The sequence below is a fragment of the Catellatospora sichuanensis genome, from assembly GCF_007483665.1.
GTDB classification, from domain to species: domain Bacteria; phylum Actinomycetota; class Actinomycetes; order Mycobacteriales; family Micromonosporaceae; genus Catellatospora; species Catellatospora sichuanensis.
In genome coordinates this window covers 204,455-221,578 of sequence record NZ_VIQO01000024.1, presented here as the reverse complement: position 1 = coordinate 221,578, position 17,124 = coordinate 204,455, and the positions used below count along the sequence as shown (strand labels likewise).

The window sequence follows — 17,124 nt, the reverse complement described above, 5'->3', positions numbered from 1 at the left end:
ATGACCGTCGATCTCGACCGCGACGGCTTCGACCCCGAACTGCGCTCCGCGCTCGCGCAGTTGGCCCGCGTGCCGCACCTGCTCGTCGCGTGCGACTACGACGGCACCCTGGCGCCGATCGTGGAGGACCCGTCCGCGGCCGCCCCCATCCCGGAGGCCGTCGCGGCGCTGCGATCGCTGGCCACGCTGCCGCAGACCACCGTCGCGGTGGTCTCCGGTCGGGCACTGCGCGACCTGGCGGCCCTGTCCCGGCTGCCCAGCGAGGTGCATCTCGTCGGCAGCCACGGCTCCGAGTTCGACATCGGCTTCGTCCAGCGGCTCGCCTCCGACCTGGTCGAACTGCGCAGCCGGCTGCAGACCGAGCTGGAGCGCATCGCCGCCGAGCACCCGGGCGTACGCCTGGAGAACAAGCCCGCCAGCGTCGCCGTGCACCTGCGCACCGCCTCCCGGGCCGTCGCCGCCGCGGTGACCGACGCCATCCGGTGCGGCCCGGCCGCCTGGGCCGGCGTGCACACCACGGAGGGCAAGGAGGTCGTCGAGCTGTCGGTGCTGGCCTCGCACAAGGGCACCGCGATCGACGAGCTGCGCCGCCAGGTGTCCGCGGGCGCGGTGCTGTTCATGGGCGACGACGTCACCGACGAGAACGCCTTCCGGCAGTTGTCGGGCAAGGACATCGGCGTCAAGGTCGGCGCGGGCGAGACCGCCGCGAACTTCCGGGTGCACGACCCCCTGCAGGCGGTGCGCATCCTGGCGCTGCTGCTGGACACCCGGCGGCACTGGCTGTTCGGCGAGCGGGCCGTGCCGATCGAGCGCCACTCGATGCTGGCCGACGGCCGCACCGTCGCGCTGATCAGCCCGGACGCCCGGGTGAGCTGGCTGTGCCACCCGCGGCCGGACAGCGCGGCGATCTTCGCCGACCTGCTCGGCGGCGCGCCCGCGGGCCACTTCACCGTCGCTCCGCAGCGTGGCGGCCACCCGCTGGGCCAGCGCTACCGCCCCGGCACGATGACCGTGGAGACCCGCTGGTCCGGGCTGACCGTGACGGACTGGCTCGAGGGCGACAGCCTGATGCGCCGCCTCACCGGCAACACCGTGGTGCGCGTCGAGTACGCCCCGCGTCCGGAGTTCGGGCAGGTGCCGGTGCAGCTGCAGCCGCTCACCGACGGGCTGCTCGTGCTGGGCACCAGCGAGCACCTGTGCCTGTACTCCCCCGGTGTGGAGTGGGACGTGGTCGACGACGGCGGGCACGACACCGCCCGCGCGGTGATCGACCTGTCCCGGATGAACGGCGAGGCGCTGCTCGAGATGCGCATGCGCAGCCACAACCTGACCGCGCACCCGCTGACCGCGACCGAACGGCTGGAGCAGGTCGAGCAGCCGTGGCGGGAGTGGGCCAACTCCCTGGAGCTGCCCTCGGTCGAGAAGGAGGTGGTCATGCGCAGCGCGCTCACGCTGCGCGGGCTGTGCCACTTCGAGGGCGGCGGCGTCATCGCGGCGGCGACCACGTCCCTGCCGGAGACGCTGGGCGGCATCCGCAACTGGGACTACCGCTTCGTCTGGCTGCGTGACGGCGCGATGACCGTCAAGGCGCTGGTCGAGCTGGGCTCGCTGACCGAGGCCGAGGCGTTCCTGCGCTGGGTCGACGGCGTGGTCGACCGCACCGGCGGGCACCCGGAGCGGCTGCACCCGCTCTACACCGTGGACGGCTACGAGCTCGGCCCGGAGGCCGTGATCGAGAGCCTGCCCGGCTACGCCGGCTCCCGGCCGGTGCGCGTCGGCAACGCCGCCAACAAGCAGCTGCAGCTCGACGTGTTCGGCCCGGTCGCGGACGTGCTGATGGCGGTCGCGGACCGGCGCGGCAAGATCCGTCACGAGGAGTGGCGGGTCATGGAGGCCATGGTGCAGGCCTGCAGCCAGCGCTGGCACGAGCCCGACCACGGCATCTGGGAGGCCCGCCTGCCTCCGCGCCACCATGTGTACTCCAAGGTCATGTCGTGGATGACGGTGGACCGGGCGCTGCAGGTGCTGGAGCGGCACACCACCGAGGAGCGGCCCGAGTGGGTCGAGCTGCGGGACCGGATCGCCGAGAACGTCCTGCACCAGGGCTGGCACGAGGGCACCAAGGCGTACACGGTGGCCTACGGCTTCCCGGAGATGGACGCGTCCAGCCTGTGGATCGGGCTGTCCGGCCTGCTGGCCGACGACGACCCGCGCTTCCTGGACACGGTGCTCGCGGTAGAGGCCGAGCTGCGTTCGGGACCGGTGGTCTACCGGTACAAGTGGGACGACGGCATGCCCGGCAAGGAGGGCGGCTTCCACATCTGCACGGCGTGGCTGATCGAGGCGTACCTGCGGACCGGCCGCCGGGCCGACGCCGAGGAACTGTTCGACCAGATGCTGGCCACGGCCGGCCCGACCGGACTGCTCCCCGAGCAGTACGACCCGGACCTGGAGCGCGGCCTCGGCAACCACCCGCAGGCATACAGCCACCTGGGCCTGATCCGCTGCGCCCAACTCCTGGGCCGCTGACGAAGGAAGGGCACCTTCACAACGCTCAGCGTTGTGAAGGTGCCCTTCCTAACGCTCTCCCCTCCACCCACCCAGACCGCCGACGCGTCGTCGCGACGCCTCCGGCGGCCGTCGCGTTGCAGTTTCGGGGAAACTGCACGATCCAGCCCTTCGATTCCTGCACTTTCCCCGAAACTGCAACGCGAAGCGCGCGGAGGCGGCGGCGGGGTGGGAGGTGGGTCAGGGGGTGGGGGGGAGGACGGCGGCCACGTGGCCGATGACGACGATGGCGGGCGGGTTGAGGCGCTTGGCCAGGTCGGGGAGGTCGGCGAGGGTGCCGTGGAGGGACTGCTGCTGGTCGGTGGTGCCCTCTTGGATGACCGCGGCGGGGGTCGCGGCGTCGCGGCCGTGGGTCAGCAGTGTCGCCACGATGGCGGGCAGATTCTTCAGGCCCATCAGGATGACCAGGGTGCCGCGCAGCCGGGCCAGCGCGGGCCAGTCCACGAGTGAGTCCGGATGGTCAGGGCCGAGGTGGCCGCTGACCACGGTGAACTCGTGGGCCACCCGGCGATGCGTCACGGGGATCCCGGCCGCCGCCGGCACCGAGATGGCGCTCGTCACGCCGGGCACCACGGTCACCGGCACACCCGCCTCGGTGCAGGCCAGCACCTCTTCGCCGCCGCGGCCGAACACGTACGGGTCGCCGCCCTTGAGGCGCACCACGAACAGCCCGGCCTTGGCCCGTTCGACCAGGACGCGGTTGATCTCCTCCTGCTGCGCGGCGGGCCCGTACGGAAGTTTGGCCACGTCGACCAGTTCCACGTCGGCGCGCAGCTCGTCGAGCAGCAGGCCGGGGCCGAGCCGGTCGGCGACCACCACGTCCGCGGCGGCCAGCAGGCGGCGGCCCTTGACCGTGATCAGCTCCGGGTCGCCGGGGCCCCCGCCGACCAGCGCCACGGTGCCCTTGACCGTCTCCGGCACGGTCGCCTCGTCGGTGGCCAGCAGGTTCGCGATGCGGTCGCGCACGGCCACCGCCCGCCGGGGCGAGCCGCCCGCGAGCACGGCCACGGTCACCGCGCCGTGGCGGGCCACCGCCGGGGTCCAGGCGCTCGCGGCGTGCCGGTCGTCGGCGCGTACGCAGAAGATGCGGCGCTGCTCCGCAGCGGCCGAGACCGACTCCGCGGCCTCATGGTCGTCGACCGCGACCTGCACCAGCCACACGCCGTCCAGGTCGTCCTCCGCGAACGGACGCGCGAGCCAGGTGAGCCGGCCCGCATCGGACAACCCGCGCAGCGCGGGCGTCAACTCCGGTGCGACCAGCCGCACGTTCGCACCAGCCGCCAGCAACGCCGGCACCCGTCGGGTCGCCACCGCGCCACCGCCGACGACCAACACCAGTCGCCCGTCCAACCGGAGCGCCAGGGGATACAGCTCAGTCACGGGTGTCCTCACTCGGTTCAACGGCGAGCCACCACCCGCCGCTCACTCCTCGACCTTCGCGGCGACACCGGCGCTGTCGAATGTCGCCATCTCGTGCAGGACCCGCACCGAGCCGGCGACGATCGGGTAGGCCAGCACCGCGCCCGTGCCCTCGCCCAGCCGGAGGCCGAGGTCGAGCAGCGGGTTCAGTTCGAGCTGCGACAGCGCCACGCTAGCGCCCGGCTCGACCGACTGGTGTCCCGCGATCATGGCGTCCCGGCTGCTGGGCGCGAGGGCGGCGGCCGCCAGTGCGGCGGCGGCGGCGATCACGCCGTCGAGGATGACCGGCACCCGGCGCGACGCCGCGCCGAGGATGAAGCCGGTCAGCCCGGCGTGCTCGAGGCCGCCGAGCGCGGCCAGCACCGCCACCGGGTCGGTGGCCGGCTCGCCGCCCCAGGACGGGCCGTGCAGCGCCAGCGCCTGCCGGATCACCTCGACCTTGCGCAGGTGGGTGGGCGCGTCGATGCCGGTGCCGTAGCCGGTCACCACACCGGCGTCGCGGCCGGTGAACGCGGAGATGAGTGCCGCCGACGCGGTCGTGTTGCCGATGCCCATGTCCCCGGTGAGCAGCACCCGGGCTCCGCCGTCGATCATCGCGTGCGCGGTCTGGATGCCGACCTCGAGCGCGGCCTGTGCCTCGGCGCGGGTCATCGCGGGCTCGACGGTCATGTCCCGGGTGCCGTGCCGGACCTTGGCCGAGATCAGGCCGTCGGCCGGGGGCAGGTCGGCGGCGACGCCGATGTCGACCACGGTCACCGTCACGCCGGTCTGCCGGGCCAGCGCGTTCACGGCCGCGCCGCCGGCCAGGAAGTTGCCGACCATCTGCGCGGTGACCTCCTGCGGCCACGGGGTCACGCCCTGCGCGTGTACGCCGTGGTCCCCGGCGAAGACGGCGAGCTGGGCCGGCTCCAGCAGCGGTGGCGGGCAGACCGCGGTCAGCCCGGCCAGGCGCACCGACAGTTCCTCCAGCTCACCGAGCGATCCGGCCGGCTTGGTCAGCCGCGACTGCAGTTCGCGCGCCTGCTTCATCGCGGCGCCGTCGAGCGGACGGACCGCCTCGATCGTTAAGCCCAACAGCTCACTCGTCACGACCTCACCTCACCACGTCGGCTGTCGCGATGCCGACTCGGGGGTAGAAAACGTCGCGTCTTTTACTGCTTTGAATCCATCTCCTGAGTAGTTTGTCCTACCTTTGTAGGGTGAAGCCGCTTAGCCGCCTAAAAGGTGCAATTTCCGCCACCGGACGTCTCGCGCCGATCCTGCGCTCGGGCTTGCTCGCAGGCGTCGTCGTCGCCGCGGTCACCTACCCCCTCGCCGCGGTGGGCGGCCTGGGGCTGAAGGCCGGCGCCGATTTCTACGACTCGCTGCCGGCCGAGCTCAAGAGCCTGCCGCCGGCGCAGACCAGTTACGTGTACGCCTCCGACGGCAAGACGCTGCTCACGAACTTCTACGAGGAACACCGCAAGTACTCGCCGATCGCCGAGGTCTCGGACAACATCCGCAAGGCGATCGTGGCCAGCGAGGACGGGCGCTTCTACGAGCACAACGGCGTCGACGCCAAGGGCATCGCGCGTGCCTTCGTGGCCAACCACACCGCGGGCGAGGTGTCTCAGGGCGCCTCGACGCTGACCATGCAGTACGTGCGCATGGCGCTGCGCGACGGCGCGCAGACCCCCAGCGAGGTCATGGCGGCGACCGAGCAGACCCCGCTGCGCAAGATCCGTGAGGCCCGGCTGGCCATCAAGGTGGAGAAGGAGCTGTCGAAGACCGACATCCTCGAGCGCTACCTGAACGTGGCCTACTTCGGCCACCGCGCGTACGGAGTCTTCGCCGCGGCGCAGATCTTCTTCTCCAAGCTGCCGAAGGACCTGACGCTGGCCGAGTCGGCCACGCTGGCCGGCCTCGTCAAGGCACCCACCGCATACGACCCGGCGGGCAGCGACCAGACGGCCGCCACCCAGCGGCGCAACTACGTCATCGACCGCATGGCGGAACTCGGCTACATCACGCCTGAGGTCGCGGCGACGACGAAGAAGGAACCCATCAAGCTGAAGATCACCGAGCCGCCGAACGACTGCATCGCGGTGGGCAAGAAGAACAACAGCTGGGGCTTCTTCTGCGACATGTTCAAGAACTGGTGGCTGTCGCAGCCGGCCTTCGGGGCCAACCCGGGCGAGCGCGAGGACAACCTGCGCCGCGGCGGCTACAAGATCACCACTTCGCTGGACCCGAAGGTCCAGGACATCGCGATGGACCACGTCACCAAGCGCCAGCCGATCGGCAGCGCGTACGCCCTGGGCGAGGTCGTGGTGCAGCCCGGCACCGGGCTGGTCAAGGCCATGGCGGTGAACCGCACCTACTCGCTCGACCAGGCGGGCAACGGGGCGCACACCGACCCCAAGCGCTACGGCAAGGTCAAGGGCAACTACCCGAACACGGTGAACCCGCTGCTCGGCGGCGGCAACCTGCCGGGCTACCAGGCGGGCTCGACGTTCAAGATCTTCACGATGGTCGCCGCGCTCGACGCCGGGATGAAGATGAACACCTGGTTTTACGCGCCGCACCGGTACAAGTCGCAGTACTTCGCCGGCTGGGGCGAGCGCGGCTCCTGCGGCGGCGGGCACTGGTGCCCGTCCAACGCCAGCGGCTCGATGACCGGCAACCACGCCATGTGGTCGGGCTTCGGCAAGTCGGTCAACACGTATTTCGTGCAGCTGGAGCAGAAGGTCGGCGCGGACAAGGCGGTCCGCATGGCCGAGCGGCTCGGCCTGAAGTGGCGCACCGACATCGACCAGCTGCAGGCGTCGCCGGGCAAGTCCAAGACCTGGGGCTCGTTCACCCTCGGTGTCGCGGACACCACGCCGCTGGAGATGGCCAACGCGTACGCCACCATGGCCGCCGACGGCAAGTACTGCGACCCGCTGCCGGTGCTCGGCATCGTCAAGCCCGACGGCAGCCCGGCGATGATGGAGGTCAAGGGCCAGCAGGTGCCGGTCGCGACGCCCCGCTGCCGGCAGGAGGTCAGCAAGGACGTGGCCCGTGCCGCCACCGACGCGATGCGCTGCGTCACCGGGTACGGCGCGGCCAAGGGCGGCTGCGGCGGCTGGTCCACCGCCCCCGGCGTCTACGGCATGGTCGACCGGCCGGTCGCGGGCAAGACCGGCACCACCGACGACACCCGGGCCGCCTGGTTCGTCGGGTTCACCAAGGAGCTGGCCGCGGCGGCGTTCATGGCCGACCCGGACAACCCGTTCCACGCCACCGGCGACTACAACGCCTGGAAACCGATCGAGACCGTGGCGTACACCCTGAAGGACTCGCTGAAGGGCAAGGACGTGCAGCACTTCAGCCCGCCCTCCGACAAGATCCTCGGAAAGAAGCCGGCGAACCTGCCGAAGATGAAGAAGAAGAAGAAGAACTGAACGGCTCACACAGTGCAGGGGCCCCGCCGATCGGCGGGGCCCCTGCACTGTGTGAGCTCAGCGCAGATCGGCCGCGACGATGGACCAGACCTCCAGGTCCACCCGGCCGCTGTGCACGTATCCGGCGTTGCGCAGCAGGCCCTCGTAGGTGAAGCCGGCCTTCTCGGCGACCCGGCGCGAGGCCGTGTTGCCCGGGGCCACCCGCAGCTCGATGCGCTGAAAGCCGTGCTCCAGCACCAGCGCCAGGGTCAGCGCGTCCACCGCCTCCGGGGCCATGCCCAGCCCGCGGGTGTCCGCGGAGACCGCGTACGAGATCTCGGTGACCCGGCCGACCCAGTCCGTGCGCTTGGTCCACAGGCAGCCGACCAGCCGCTGGTCCTCGCGCCGCACGATGCCGTAGTGGTCGCCGGCCCCGCTGTCGCGGCGCTCCCCCGCCATCTCCGTGCACCACGAGCGCCCGTCGATCTGGCCGAACTCCTTCGGGAACGGCAGCCAGCGCTGCGTCTGCTTGTCCGCGAAGATCTCCGTCACCGGGTCGGCGTCGGCGGCCACCAGCGGGCGCACGTCCAGCCGCGGCGTCTGCACGGTCATCGTCGGAAAGCGGCGCACCGCGACGTTGCCCAGCCCGGCCACGCCGGAATCGGGATTGGCAGACATACGACATACTCCAGACGTAAGGGCGGCCGCCTCGGCGGAGCACATGACCTGATCCTCGACAGAGCTGATCCTTGGACGAGCGGCCGCTGTCCGAAGCTGCACCATACCCGCTGTGCCATCCGGTCGCCCGAGTGACCGCTCCACCGATCGGCCGTGACAGAACTCACAGCTCAGGGCGTGGGTAAACTGCCCGGGTGCACGCCCTCCTCTCCCGCCGCTGGCTGACCGTCTTCGCCGTCGCCCTGCTCGCCTCCTTCGTGATGGTGCTGCTCGGCCGCTGGCAGTGGAGCCGCTACGAGCTGCGCAGCGCGATCAACGACCGGATCGATGCCAGCACCGTGGTCACACCCGTGCCGGTCGGCGAAGTGCTGGCCGCCGCCACCGGCAGCAAGGGCGCGGCACCGGGCCCGGGAGAGGACGCGGCCTGGACGCGGGTCACCGCGACCGGCCGGTACGACACCACGCAGGAGATCCTGGTGCGCAACCGCACCGTCGACGGGCAGGTGGGCTACGAGATCCTCACCCCGCTGCTGCTTGCCGACGGCTCGGCGCTGCTGGTCGACCGCGGCTGGGTGCCGCCGCACCCCGACGGCATCACCGTCGCGCCGCAGTTCCCCGCGGCACCGGGCGGCACCGTCACCGTCGTCGGCCGAGTGCACCTGACCGAGTCCGGCGCCGGCGCCGTCGACCAGCGCAACGGCCACTGGGAGACCCGCCGGGTCAGCGTGCCCGCCATCGCCGACAAGCTCACCTACCCGGTGCTCGGCGCATACGTGCTCGCCGACTCCGACACCCCCGGCGCACAGGGGCTGACCGCGATCGAGGTCGGCCACGAGAACGACTGGCTCAACCTCGGGTACGCGGTGCAGTGGTGGATCTTCGCGGCCGGTGCGCTGGTCGGCGTGGCCTTCCTGGCCCGCAAGGACCTGCGCGAGCAGCGGGCCGCCGAGGAGTCCGGCACCGGCCCGGACCCGGAGCCCTCACCGGAAACCGCCGCCGCCTCCGCCTGACCCGCGACCGTCCGGTGCGGACGGCCGCGCCGGAACGCATGGTGTCGCCTCGGGCACGGCCAGCCGCACCCGTGAGCGCCCGAGGCAGCCGATGCCGTGAACGGGCAACGGCTATCGTGCCGGTGTGACCGACGAGCAGCCCGACCAGCCGCGCCCCGACCTGCCGCCGACCCTCCCGCTGCCGACCGAGCCGATGAAGGCCTTCGGCGCGCGCGCCCGCGCCGAGATGCCCGACGCAGCTCAGGTCCCGGTCGCTGCCCCGCCGAGCGAACCGCCGGCCCCGCCGACCATGCCCGTGGTCTACCTCCCCACGCCGCCGGCCGACCCGACGCAGCCCATCCCGCCGGCACCCGCCGTGGGCTCGGCATCCGTCCCCACCGCGCCGACGGCCCCGATCTCCTCCGCACCCGCCGTGGGTTCCGCGCAGGTGGCCACACCACCGCTCGCGCCGATCTCCTCCGCACCCGCCGTCGGGTCCGCGCAGGTCTCCACTCCCCCGGTCGCCCCGTCGCCGTGGACGCCGCCCGTCGCCGCCGCACCACCGGCTCCGGCCGCACCCGTGGCACCGCCGGTTCCGCCCGTCGCGCCGCCGCCCGCGGCCCGCGCCACGCAGCCGACACAGCCCGCGCCGCCGCGCTTGCAGCTGCCGCACACCCCGGCTCCGGCGACACGTCCCCCGGCCACGCCCCCCGGCCGACCGGCCGCAGGACCCGGTCCGGTGCTCGTGCAGCTCGGCGAGGTGTCCGTCAGCTCGACCACGATCCACACGCCGGCGGGCGAGATCCCGCTGCGCGGTTCGCAGTGGGCGGTCAGCGACCAGTGGCACTCCCAGCAGCGCATCCCCGCTTGGGCGGTCGTCTGCGCCGTGGTGGGCTTCTTCCTGGTCTGCTTCCTGAGCCTGCTCTTCCTGCTCGCCAAGGAGACCCGGTACAACGGCACGGTCCAGGTCATCATCACCAACGGCCAGCGGCAGTACGTGGTCCGCATCCCGGTGACCGACCAGCGCGTGGTCGCCCACATCCACGCCCAGGTCAACTACGCCCGCTCCCTGGCAGCCCTGTAACCAGGCCGACGGGGCACCGCCCGGACCCCGTCCCGGCGCGTCCAAGATAGACGTTGGCCTATCACATCGAGAAAACGTGGATCAGACTCGATGTGATAGGCCAACGTCAATGCGAAACCGGGTATGGGCGCGGGGTGCCGCCCGCCGTTCCCGCGCCGAGGCGCTTGGCGGCGGGCGGCGGGAATCAGGCTGCGGCGGCCGCGGCCACGTTGTGCAGGAGCAGGGCCTCGGCGAGGCAGACCCGGGCGAACTCGCCCAGGTGCAGGCTCTCGTTCGGGCCGTGCGCCTTGGCGTGCGGGTCCTCTACGCCGGTGACCAGGATGGACGCGCCGGGGTACATCTCCTGGAAGGTGGCGATGAACGGGATCGAGCCGCCGACGCCGATCTCGACCGGCTCCGTGCCGTCCCAGGCGGTGGCGAACGCCGCGCGGGCCGCGTCGAAGTACTTGCCGGTCGCGTCGATCACGCACGGGTTGCCGTCGTGCTCGAACTCGAAGCTGAGCTTCGCACCCCATGGCACGTGCTTCTCCAGGTGCGCCATCAGCGCCTGGTACGCCGATTTCGGGTCGTCCCCGGGGGCGAGCCGCATGCTCAGCTTGGCGCGGGCCGCCGGCACCAGCGCGTTGGGCGCCTCGGCCGTACGCGGCGCGTCGATGCCGAGCACCGCCAGCGCCGGCTTGGTCCACATCCGGTCGACGATGCGGCCGGTGCCGATCAGCTCGACGCCGTCGAGGATGCCCGCCTCCGCGCGATAGCGGTCCACGGGGTAGTCCAGCGGCGCGGCCTCGCCGCTGACCAGGCCTGGCACCGCCACGTCGCCGTTGGCGTCGTGCAGGGTCGCCAGCAGCCGGCACAGCACGGTCAGCGCGTCGGGGACGGGGCCGCCGAACATGCCGCTGTGCACCGCGGACTCCAGCACCTGCACGTCGACGAAGGTGTTCACGATGCCGCGCAGCGAGGTGGTGAGCGCGGGCACGCCGATGTCCCAGTTGCCGGAGTCGGCGATGACGATGACGTCCGCCGACAGCTCCTCCTTGTGCTTGGCGAGCAGGCCCGGCAGCGAGTCGGAGCCGAACTCCTCCTCGCCCTCGACGAACACGACCACGCCCAGCGGCAGCCGGTCGTCGTCGGTGCCGCAGCCGAACGCGCGCAGCGCCGCGATGTGCGCCATGACGCCGGCCTTGTCGTCGGCGGCGCCGCGGCCGTAGAGGCGGCCGTCGCGCTCGGTCGGCTCGAACGGCTCGGACTCCCACTTGCTCAGGTCGCCGACCGGCTGGACGTCGTGATGGGCGTAGAGCAGGACGGTCGGCGCGCCGTCCGGGGCCGGGCGGCGGCCGATGACCGCGGGGTGCCCGTCGCCGATCCGGCTGACCTGCACGTCGAGCCCGACGCCGCGCATGAGTTCGGCGACCGCCTGGGCGGAACGCTCCAGCGGGGCGAAGTCGAAGCCGTCGAAGGCGATACCGGGGATGCGTACGAGCGCCTCGAGGTCGGCCCGTACCCCCGGGAGCTCGCGCTCGATCGCAGCGCGCAGCTCGTCAACAGTGAGGGTCGTCATGAGGATGATCCTGTCACGGCCCCCGGACGACCTGCACGGCGATCGGCCTGTTGGGGCCGGTGCCACCCGGCCGGGACCCCGGGAAGGCGCCGGTCAGCCGGCGCCGTCGACGCGCAGGTCGGCCAGCGCGGCGGTGCAGTCGGCGGCGAAGTGGATCGCCTCGCGCCGCCGCCACCGGCGCAGCACCGGCTGCATCGCCGGTCCGTCGCGCAGCACGCTGCGGGCCCGGCGCACCGCGGGCGGGGCGTCCACGTACACGGTGAGGTTCGCCCAGGCCCGGCCCTGCTCGCGGGCGCTGCCCACCCCCTCGACGAGCACGACCTCGGCGGGCCACACGGTCACCCACTCGGTGCCGAAGCGCTGCAGGTGCCAGTCGTACGGGTGGTAGCCGCCCGGCGCGCCGAGCCGGATCGGCGCGAGCACCTGCCGCTCCAGCCGCGACCAGTAGGTGAACTGGTCGTCCCAGCCGTCGATCAGGTCATCGGTGTGCACCACCGAGACCGAGCGCTCGCCCAGCGCCCGCGCCAGCCGCGCCGCGTAGAAGGTCTTGCCGGCCCCGCTCGGCCCGTCGACCAGCACCAGCCTGCTGCGCCCGAGCCGCGGCGGCGCCGCGAACAGCCGCGTGACCTCGTCGCCCATCACTTCGGCCGTCATGCGAGCGTCGGCGCACCGGGCGGCAGGAACGGCAGGCCCACCTGCGCTCCCTTCTCGATCAGCTGCCAGAGGCCCTCGGTGTCCAGGTGCTCCTCCACCAGGTCACCGAGCCGGTCGACGGTCGCCTCGCGCATCGCCGCGAAGCTCGTGTCCGGCGCAACCTCGAACCCGTGCCGCCCGGCCAGGCCCGCGACCAGGGTGAGGAAGCGGCGGCGGAACTCGTCGGACTCGAACGCGCCGTGCCAGTGCGTGCCGAACACGTTGCCGGCGGCCACGCCCTCCGACTCGCCGCCGGGCAGGGTGATCAGCGAGGCCAGCGCCGGATCGCGGTACGCCACCTGCCCGTGATGGATCTCGTAACCGCGCACCTGCGCCCCGAGCGCCTGACCGGCCGGCCGGGACAGCGTCTTGTCCGGCGCGAACACGATCCGCACCGGCAGCAGCCCGAGGCCGGAAACGTCGCCGCGGCGGCTCTCCACCTCGTCGGCGATCTGCTCGGACAGCATCTGGAAACCGCCGCAGATGCCCAGCAGCGGCCGACCCGCGCGGGCATGCGCGAGCACCGCCCGGTCCAGTCCGGTGTCGCGCAGCCAGCGCAGGTCGTCCACGGTCGCCTTGGTGCCCGGCAGCACCACCAGGTCGGCGTCGGCGATCTCGCCCGGCTCGACGGTCAGCCGCACGCTCACCCCCGGCTCGCAGGCCAGGGCTTCGGCGTCGGTGGCGTTGGAGATGTGCGGCAACCGCACCACGGCGACCCGCAACCACTCCTGGCCCCGGGCCGGGCCGGGTCGCCCGAGCACCCGCCCGTACGCGAGCGCATCCTCCGCGTCGAGCCACAGGTCCACATCGAACGGCAGCACGCCGTACACGGTCCGGCCGGTGGCCGCCTCGATCATGTCGATGCCGGGCTGGAGCAGCTCCCGCGAGCCGCGGAACTTGTTGACCACGAACCCGGCGATCAGCGCCTGGTCCTCGGCGTCGAGCAGGGCGACCGTGCCGAACATGGCCGCGAAGACGCCGCCGCGGTCGATGTCGCCGACCACGATCGTGGGCATCCGCCCGTGCCGGGCCAGCCCCATGTTGACGTAGTCGTGATCCCGAAGGTTGATCTCCGCCGGGCTGCCCGCGCCCTCGCACACCACCACGTCGTACTCGGCCCGCAGCTCGTCGTAGGCGGCGAACGCCGCACCCGACATGGCCGACTTCAGCCGCCGGAAGTTCGCCGCGTCGATGGTGTCCACCGCCTGCCCCATCAGCACGACCTGGCTGGTGTGGTCGCTGCCGGGCTTGAGCAGCACCGGGTTGAACCGCACCTGCGGCTCCAGCCCGCTGGCGACCGCCTGGAGCGCCTGCGCCCGCCCGATCTCACCGCCGCGGCCCGACGCGTCGACGACGACCGCCGAGTTGTTCGACATGTTCTGCGCCTTGAACGGGGCCACCCGCACACCGCGGCGGTGCAGCCAGCGGCACACCCCGGCGGTCAGCACGCTCTTGCCGGCGTCGGAGGTCGTGCCGGCTATCAAGATCCCGCTCATGCTCCCAGCCTAGGGGAACGCGGTGGGCCGTCTGCCATGCCGGAACGGCGACGACCCGGCCGCACCGTCGCGCCGCCGCGGTCACGCCCGAGACCTGGCCCGGGAGTGTCCAGGGAGCGGGGCGACCGGCCTCCCCAGCAAGCCCGCCGGCCGCCCCTCCCCTGCACGACATGGCCCGCCCGCTGATGCGCCCGCCGCTACCGCGGGCCGCCGACGCGCGTCCCTACCGCGGACGGCGGAACGGGCCATGCCCCCTCCCAGGGGTCTATGCCGCGACGGGCACGCGTGAGCGGGCCGCCGCCTCGTCCTCGTCGAGGTCCTCGTCCTCCTCCCCGTCGGCGTCCTGCTCGTCGGCGACGAGCTCGGCCTGCAGGCCGCCGCCGCGCAGCGACGCGATCGCGTCGAGGTCAAACGCCCCGCCGAACGCGTCGTCGTCGGCGAACAGCGGGTCGTTCGGGTCGGGGCCGATCCGCATGTCCGGCGCGGCCTCGGTCTCCTCGCCGCCCACCCGGCTCTCACCCGTGCCGTCCTCGACCGCGCTGGTCGAGGTGCCCGGCTTGGTCCGGGCGAACCTGCCCCGGCCCCGGGACAGGTCGTGGCCGACCGCCGCCGCCTCCAGCTCGTACATCACGCGGCGCTGGCCGTCCTCGTCGATCCAGTCCCGGGTGTAGAGGCGGCCGACGACCACGACGGGATCGCCCACCATCACCGAGCTGGCGACGCCCTCGGCGAGCCGCCGCCAGCAGTTGACCCGCACGCGCAGGCTGTTCCCGTCGACCCAGCGGTTGTTGGCCCGGTCCAGCCGGCGGGCCGTGGAGGCCACCTTGAAGTTGGCCACGAGCTGCCCGGACTGGCTGGTGCGCCGCCACTCCGGCGCGGTGAGGACATTGCCCACGATCGTGACGTTCGTGTCGAACACTGTCATTTCTCCTCTCGGCGTCCGATGCACAGAGGGTGCGCCGAGAGCGCGGTGCCGAGCCATCCCTCAGCCCCGCGAGCTGTGGACGATGCGCGGCTTGGGGATAACGCCCTGATCATGGAGTTGATCTGTTAAGGCAGACCCCTACCTCGCGGTAACATAGCGGCGTGCAGACCGACATCCTGGGCGAGCCGTACCTGCAGCGGGTCATCGAACTCCCCGACGACGACCAGGGCCCCGTCGTCGCGACGCTGGTCAGCCGGCGTGCGCCCGAAAGCACCGGCCGCGCGGTGCTCTACCTGCACGGATTCACCGATTACTTCTTTCAGAGACACCTGGCCGACTTCTTCGTCGAGCGCGGCTACGACTTCTACGCCCTGGATCTGCGCAAGTACGGCCGCAGCCTGCTGCCCCACCAGACGCCCAACTTCGCCCGCAGCATGGCCGAGTACTTTCCCGAGCTGGACGAGGCGGCGCGGATCATCCGCGAGGAGGACGGCCACGACACGATGGTGGTCGCCGCGCACTCGACCGGGGGCCTCATCTCCTCGCTGTGGGCGCACGCCCGCGCCGCCGACCGGCTCGTCGACGGGCTGCTCCTCAACAGCCCGTTCTTCGACATCAACGCGCCATGGATCATGCGCCGCCCGGCCGTGTCGGCGGTCGGCTCACTCGCCCAGCGCGCGCCCTACCGCGTGGTGCCGCTGAAGCTGCCCGGCCTGTACGGCCGGAGCCTGCACCGCGACCACGACGGCGAGTGGGACTACCGGGTCGACTGGAAGCCCGTGACCGGGTTCCCGGTCCGGGTCGCCTGGCTCAAGGCGATCCGCAGTGGCCAGCGCCGCCTGCACGCCGGGCTGGGCCTGCAGGTGCCGGTGTTCGTCGGCTGCTCGACGGCGTCGTACCGGCAGCGGCAGTGGTCGGAGCTGGCGCACGAGGCCGACGCCGTGCTCAACGTCGACCACATCGTGCGCTGGGCACCGGCACTCGGCCGCGACGTGACACTGGTGCGCATCGAGGGCGGCAAGCACGACCTGACCCTGTCCCGCCAGCCCGCCCGCGACCGCTTCTTCACCGAGTCCGCCCACTGGCTCCAGACCCAGCTGCACTGACCCCACCACCAGGTTGATCATGAACTTAAGTTGCTGTTCGAACGGCGTGTCGCTGGCCTAGGATCGTGGTCAACTTCCGCCGGGTAGCCGATCACGCCGGTCGTCCCGCACGGTAGCCTTCAATCGCGCGCTCGTAGCTCAGCTGGATAGAGCAGGGGCCTTCTAATCCTCAGGTCGCAGGTTCGAGTCCTGCCGGGCGCACCACATCACGCATGGTCACCGAGGGGCGAGCAATGCCTGCCCACCCGTCCAGCCACGCGAGAACGACCGCGCGTCCCGTCGGCCTGTGGTGATAACTTCCGCCGGTGAGCTACCCCTCTCCTGAACCGACTCCGCCGCCCTACGGGCAGCCGTACCCGCAGGTCCCGGCACCGCCGCAGTCCGGCCCGCCCGCCGACCCGTACGCGCCCTACGGTTCGAACCCCCAGTACGGCACGGGCCAGCAGTACGGCACCGGCCCTCAGTACGCCGCGGGCCAGCCCTTCAGTGCTCCGCCGCAGCAGACGCCACCCGGCGGCTACGGCGTCCCGTACCAGCAGCTGCCCCCGGCGAAGTCGGGAACCAACGGCTTCGCCATCGCCTCGCTGGTCTTCGGCGTCATGGGCGGCGTCCTGCTCGGCTTCATCTTCGGTTTCGTGGCGCTGTCGCAGATCAAGAAGCGCAACCAGAGCGGCAAGGGCATGGCCGTGGCCGGCCTGGTCCTCAGCACGATCTGGTCGCTGGTCATCTGCGGCGTGATCGGCCTGGCGATCGTGGCCGCCAACGACGACAGCACCACCGGCACCACCAGCACGACCGGCGGGGACGACACCTCCGTCTACTCGCTGCGCATCGGTGACTGCCTCAACGACCTCAACACCGAGGACGAGATCGAGGAGCTGCCGGTGGTGCCGTGCAGTGAGCCGCACGACGGTGAGGTCTACGCCGAGTTCAAGCTGACCGAGACCGCCTACCCCGGCGTCGACGCGATCGAGAAGAAGGCCGACCCGCGCTGCGCGGACCTGCTGAAGTCGTACGCGCCCAAGGCCGTGGACGACCCGGCCGTGGACACGTACTACCTCTACCCGACAGCGGAGAGCTGGGCGCGCGGCGACCGCGCGGTGACCTGCATCGCCACCTTCGACCCGGCACGCACGGGCAAGCTCAAGGGCTGACCCGAGACGCCGCCCGGGTCGCCCACCGGGCGGCGTCTCATCTGCGGTGTCGG

The 17,124-nt window shown here is 72.1% G+C and carries 13 protein-coding genes and 1 tRNA gene; 7 read left to right on the top strand and 7 right to left on the bottom strand.

What is annotated here, in order from left to right:
* Complete coding sequence (gene otsB, locus FLL47_RS30560; RefSeq protein WP_144125407.1) at positions 1-2,529, top strand: trehalose-phosphatase; 2,529 nt, start codon at positions 1-3, stop codon at positions 2,527-2,529.
* Positions 2,530-2,748: 219 nt separating this feature from the next.
* Here the strand turns inward: otsB and cobA are convergent, their stop codons facing one another.
* Both cobA and cobT read right to left on the bottom strand, forming a co-directional pair.
* The gene (cobA, locus tag FLL47_RS30555) at positions 2,749-3,948 is read right to left on the bottom strand and encodes a uroporphyrinogen-III C-methyltransferase (protein ID WP_144125235.1); all 1,200 of its coding nucleotides are present in this window, start codon (positions 3,946-3,948) and stop codon (positions 2,749-2,751) included.
* A gap of 42 nt (positions 3,949-3,990) precedes the next feature.
* Positions 3,991-5,064, bottom strand: a complete 1,074-nt coding sequence (cobT, locus tag FLL47_RS30550; RefSeq protein ID WP_144125404.1) for a nicotinate-nucleotide--dimethylbenzimidazole phosphoribosyltransferase — start codon at positions 5,062-5,064, stop codon at positions 3,991-3,993.
* A 152-nt stretch (positions 5,065-5,216) separates the two neighbouring features.
* On the opposite strand from cobT, the gene FLL47_RS30545 reads away from it, so the two are divergent.
* On the top strand, positions 5,217-7,409 hold the full coding sequence (locus FLL47_RS30545; protein ID WP_246158880.1) for a transglycosylase domain-containing protein: 2,193 nt from the start codon (positions 5,217-5,219) through the stop codon (positions 7,407-7,409).
* Between the two features lie 57 nt (positions 7,410-7,466).
* On the opposite strand, the gene FLL47_RS30540 is transcribed toward FLL47_RS30545, so the two are convergent.
* Positions 7,467-8,066 (bottom strand): GNAT family N-acetyltransferase, encoded by a 600-nt coding sequence (locus FLL47_RS30540; RefSeq protein WP_144125229.1) that lies wholly within the window; start codon positions 8,064-8,066, stop codon positions 7,467-7,469.
* 194 nt (positions 8,067-8,260) lie between these two features.
* On the opposite strand from FLL47_RS30540, the gene FLL47_RS30535 reads away from it, so the two are divergent.
* Together FLL47_RS30535 and FLL47_RS44315 are read left to right on the top strand one after the other, a co-directional pair.
* On the top strand, positions 8,261-9,076 hold the full coding sequence (locus tag FLL47_RS30535; protein ID WP_246158859.1) for an SURF1 family cytochrome oxidase biogenesis protein: 816 nt from the start codon (positions 8,261-8,263) through the stop codon (positions 9,074-9,076).
* A gap of 124 nt (positions 9,077-9,200) precedes the next feature.
* Entirely contained in the window at positions 9,201-10,139 is a 939-nt protein-coding gene (locus FLL47_RS44315) for a hypothetical protein (RefSeq protein WP_246158858.1), read from the top strand.
* Between the two features lie 184 nt (positions 10,140-10,323).
* On the opposite strand, the gene FLL47_RS30525 is transcribed toward FLL47_RS44315, so the two are convergent.
* From FLL47_RS30525 to ssb, 4 genes are all read right to left on the bottom strand, one after another.
* The gene (locus tag FLL47_RS30525; protein WP_144125226.1) at positions 10,324-11,697 is read right to left on the bottom strand and encodes a dipeptidase; all 1,374 of its coding nucleotides are present in this window, start codon (positions 11,695-11,697) and stop codon (positions 10,324-10,326) included.
* 93 nt (positions 11,698-11,790) lie between these two features.
* Positions 11,791-12,351: a uridine kinase family protein gene (locus FLL47_RS30520; RefSeq protein ID WP_246158856.1), complete on the bottom strand. Its 561-nt coding sequence runs from the start codon at positions 12,349-12,351 to the stop codon at positions 11,791-11,793.
* A complete protein-coding gene (locus FLL47_RS30515) occupies positions 12,348-13,886 on the bottom strand; it encodes a cobyric acid synthase (RefSeq protein WP_144125223.1) in 1,539 nt (512 codons plus the stop codon). The genes FLL47_RS30520 and FLL47_RS30515 overlap by 4 nt, the downstream gene beginning before the upstream one ends.
* 265 nt (positions 13,887-14,151) lie before the next feature.
* Positions 14,152-14,805, bottom strand: a complete 654-nt coding sequence (gene ssb / locus FLL47_RS30510; RefSeq protein ID WP_144125220.1) for a single-stranded DNA-binding protein — start codon at positions 14,803-14,805, stop codon at positions 14,152-14,154.
* 167 nt (positions 14,806-14,972) lie between these two features.
* Here ssb and FLL47_RS30505 point away from each other — a divergent pair, with 167 nt between their 5' ends.
* From FLL47_RS30505 to FLL47_RS30495, 3 genes are all read left to right on the top strand, one after another.
* The gene (locus FLL47_RS30505) at positions 14,973-15,917 is read left to right on the top strand and encodes an alpha/beta hydrolase (RefSeq protein ID WP_186315997.1); all 945 of its coding nucleotides are present in this window, start codon (positions 14,973-14,975) and stop codon (positions 15,915-15,917) included.
* Positions 15,918-16,044: 127 nt separating this feature from the next.
* Positions 16,045-16,121 (top strand) — tRNA-Arg (locus tag FLL47_RS30500).
* A gap of 101 nt (positions 16,122-16,222) precedes the next feature.
* Positions 16,223-17,071: a DUF4190 domain-containing protein gene (locus FLL47_RS30495; RefSeq protein ID WP_144125217.1), complete on the top strand. Its 849-nt coding sequence runs from the start codon at positions 16,223-16,225 to the stop codon at positions 17,069-17,071.
* Positions 17,072-17,124 lie beyond the last annotated feature (53 nt).

What these genes read in the sequence shown, in the direction of transcription:
- otsB (WP_144125407.1), top strand. Translation starts at nt 1, where the DNA reads ATGACCGTCGATCTCGACCGCGACGGCTTCGACCCCGAACTGCGCTCC.
- FLL47_RS30540 (WP_144125229.1), bottom strand. Translation starts at nt 8,066, where the DNA reads ATGTCTGCCAATCCCGATTCCGGCGTGGCCGGGCTGGGCAACGTCGCG.
- FLL47_RS30525 (WP_144125226.1), bottom strand. Translation starts at nt 11,697, where the DNA reads ATGACGACCCTCACTGTTGACGAGCTGCGCGCTGCGATCGAGCGCGAG.
- FLL47_RS30520 (WP_246158856.1), bottom strand. Translation starts at nt 12,351, where the DNA reads ATGACGGCCGAAGTGATGGGCGACGAGGTCACGCGGCTGTTCGCGGCG.
- FLL47_RS30515 (WP_144125223.1), bottom strand. Translation starts at nt 13,886, where the DNA reads ATGAGCGGGATCTTGATAGCCGGCACGACCTCCGACGCCGGCAAGAGC.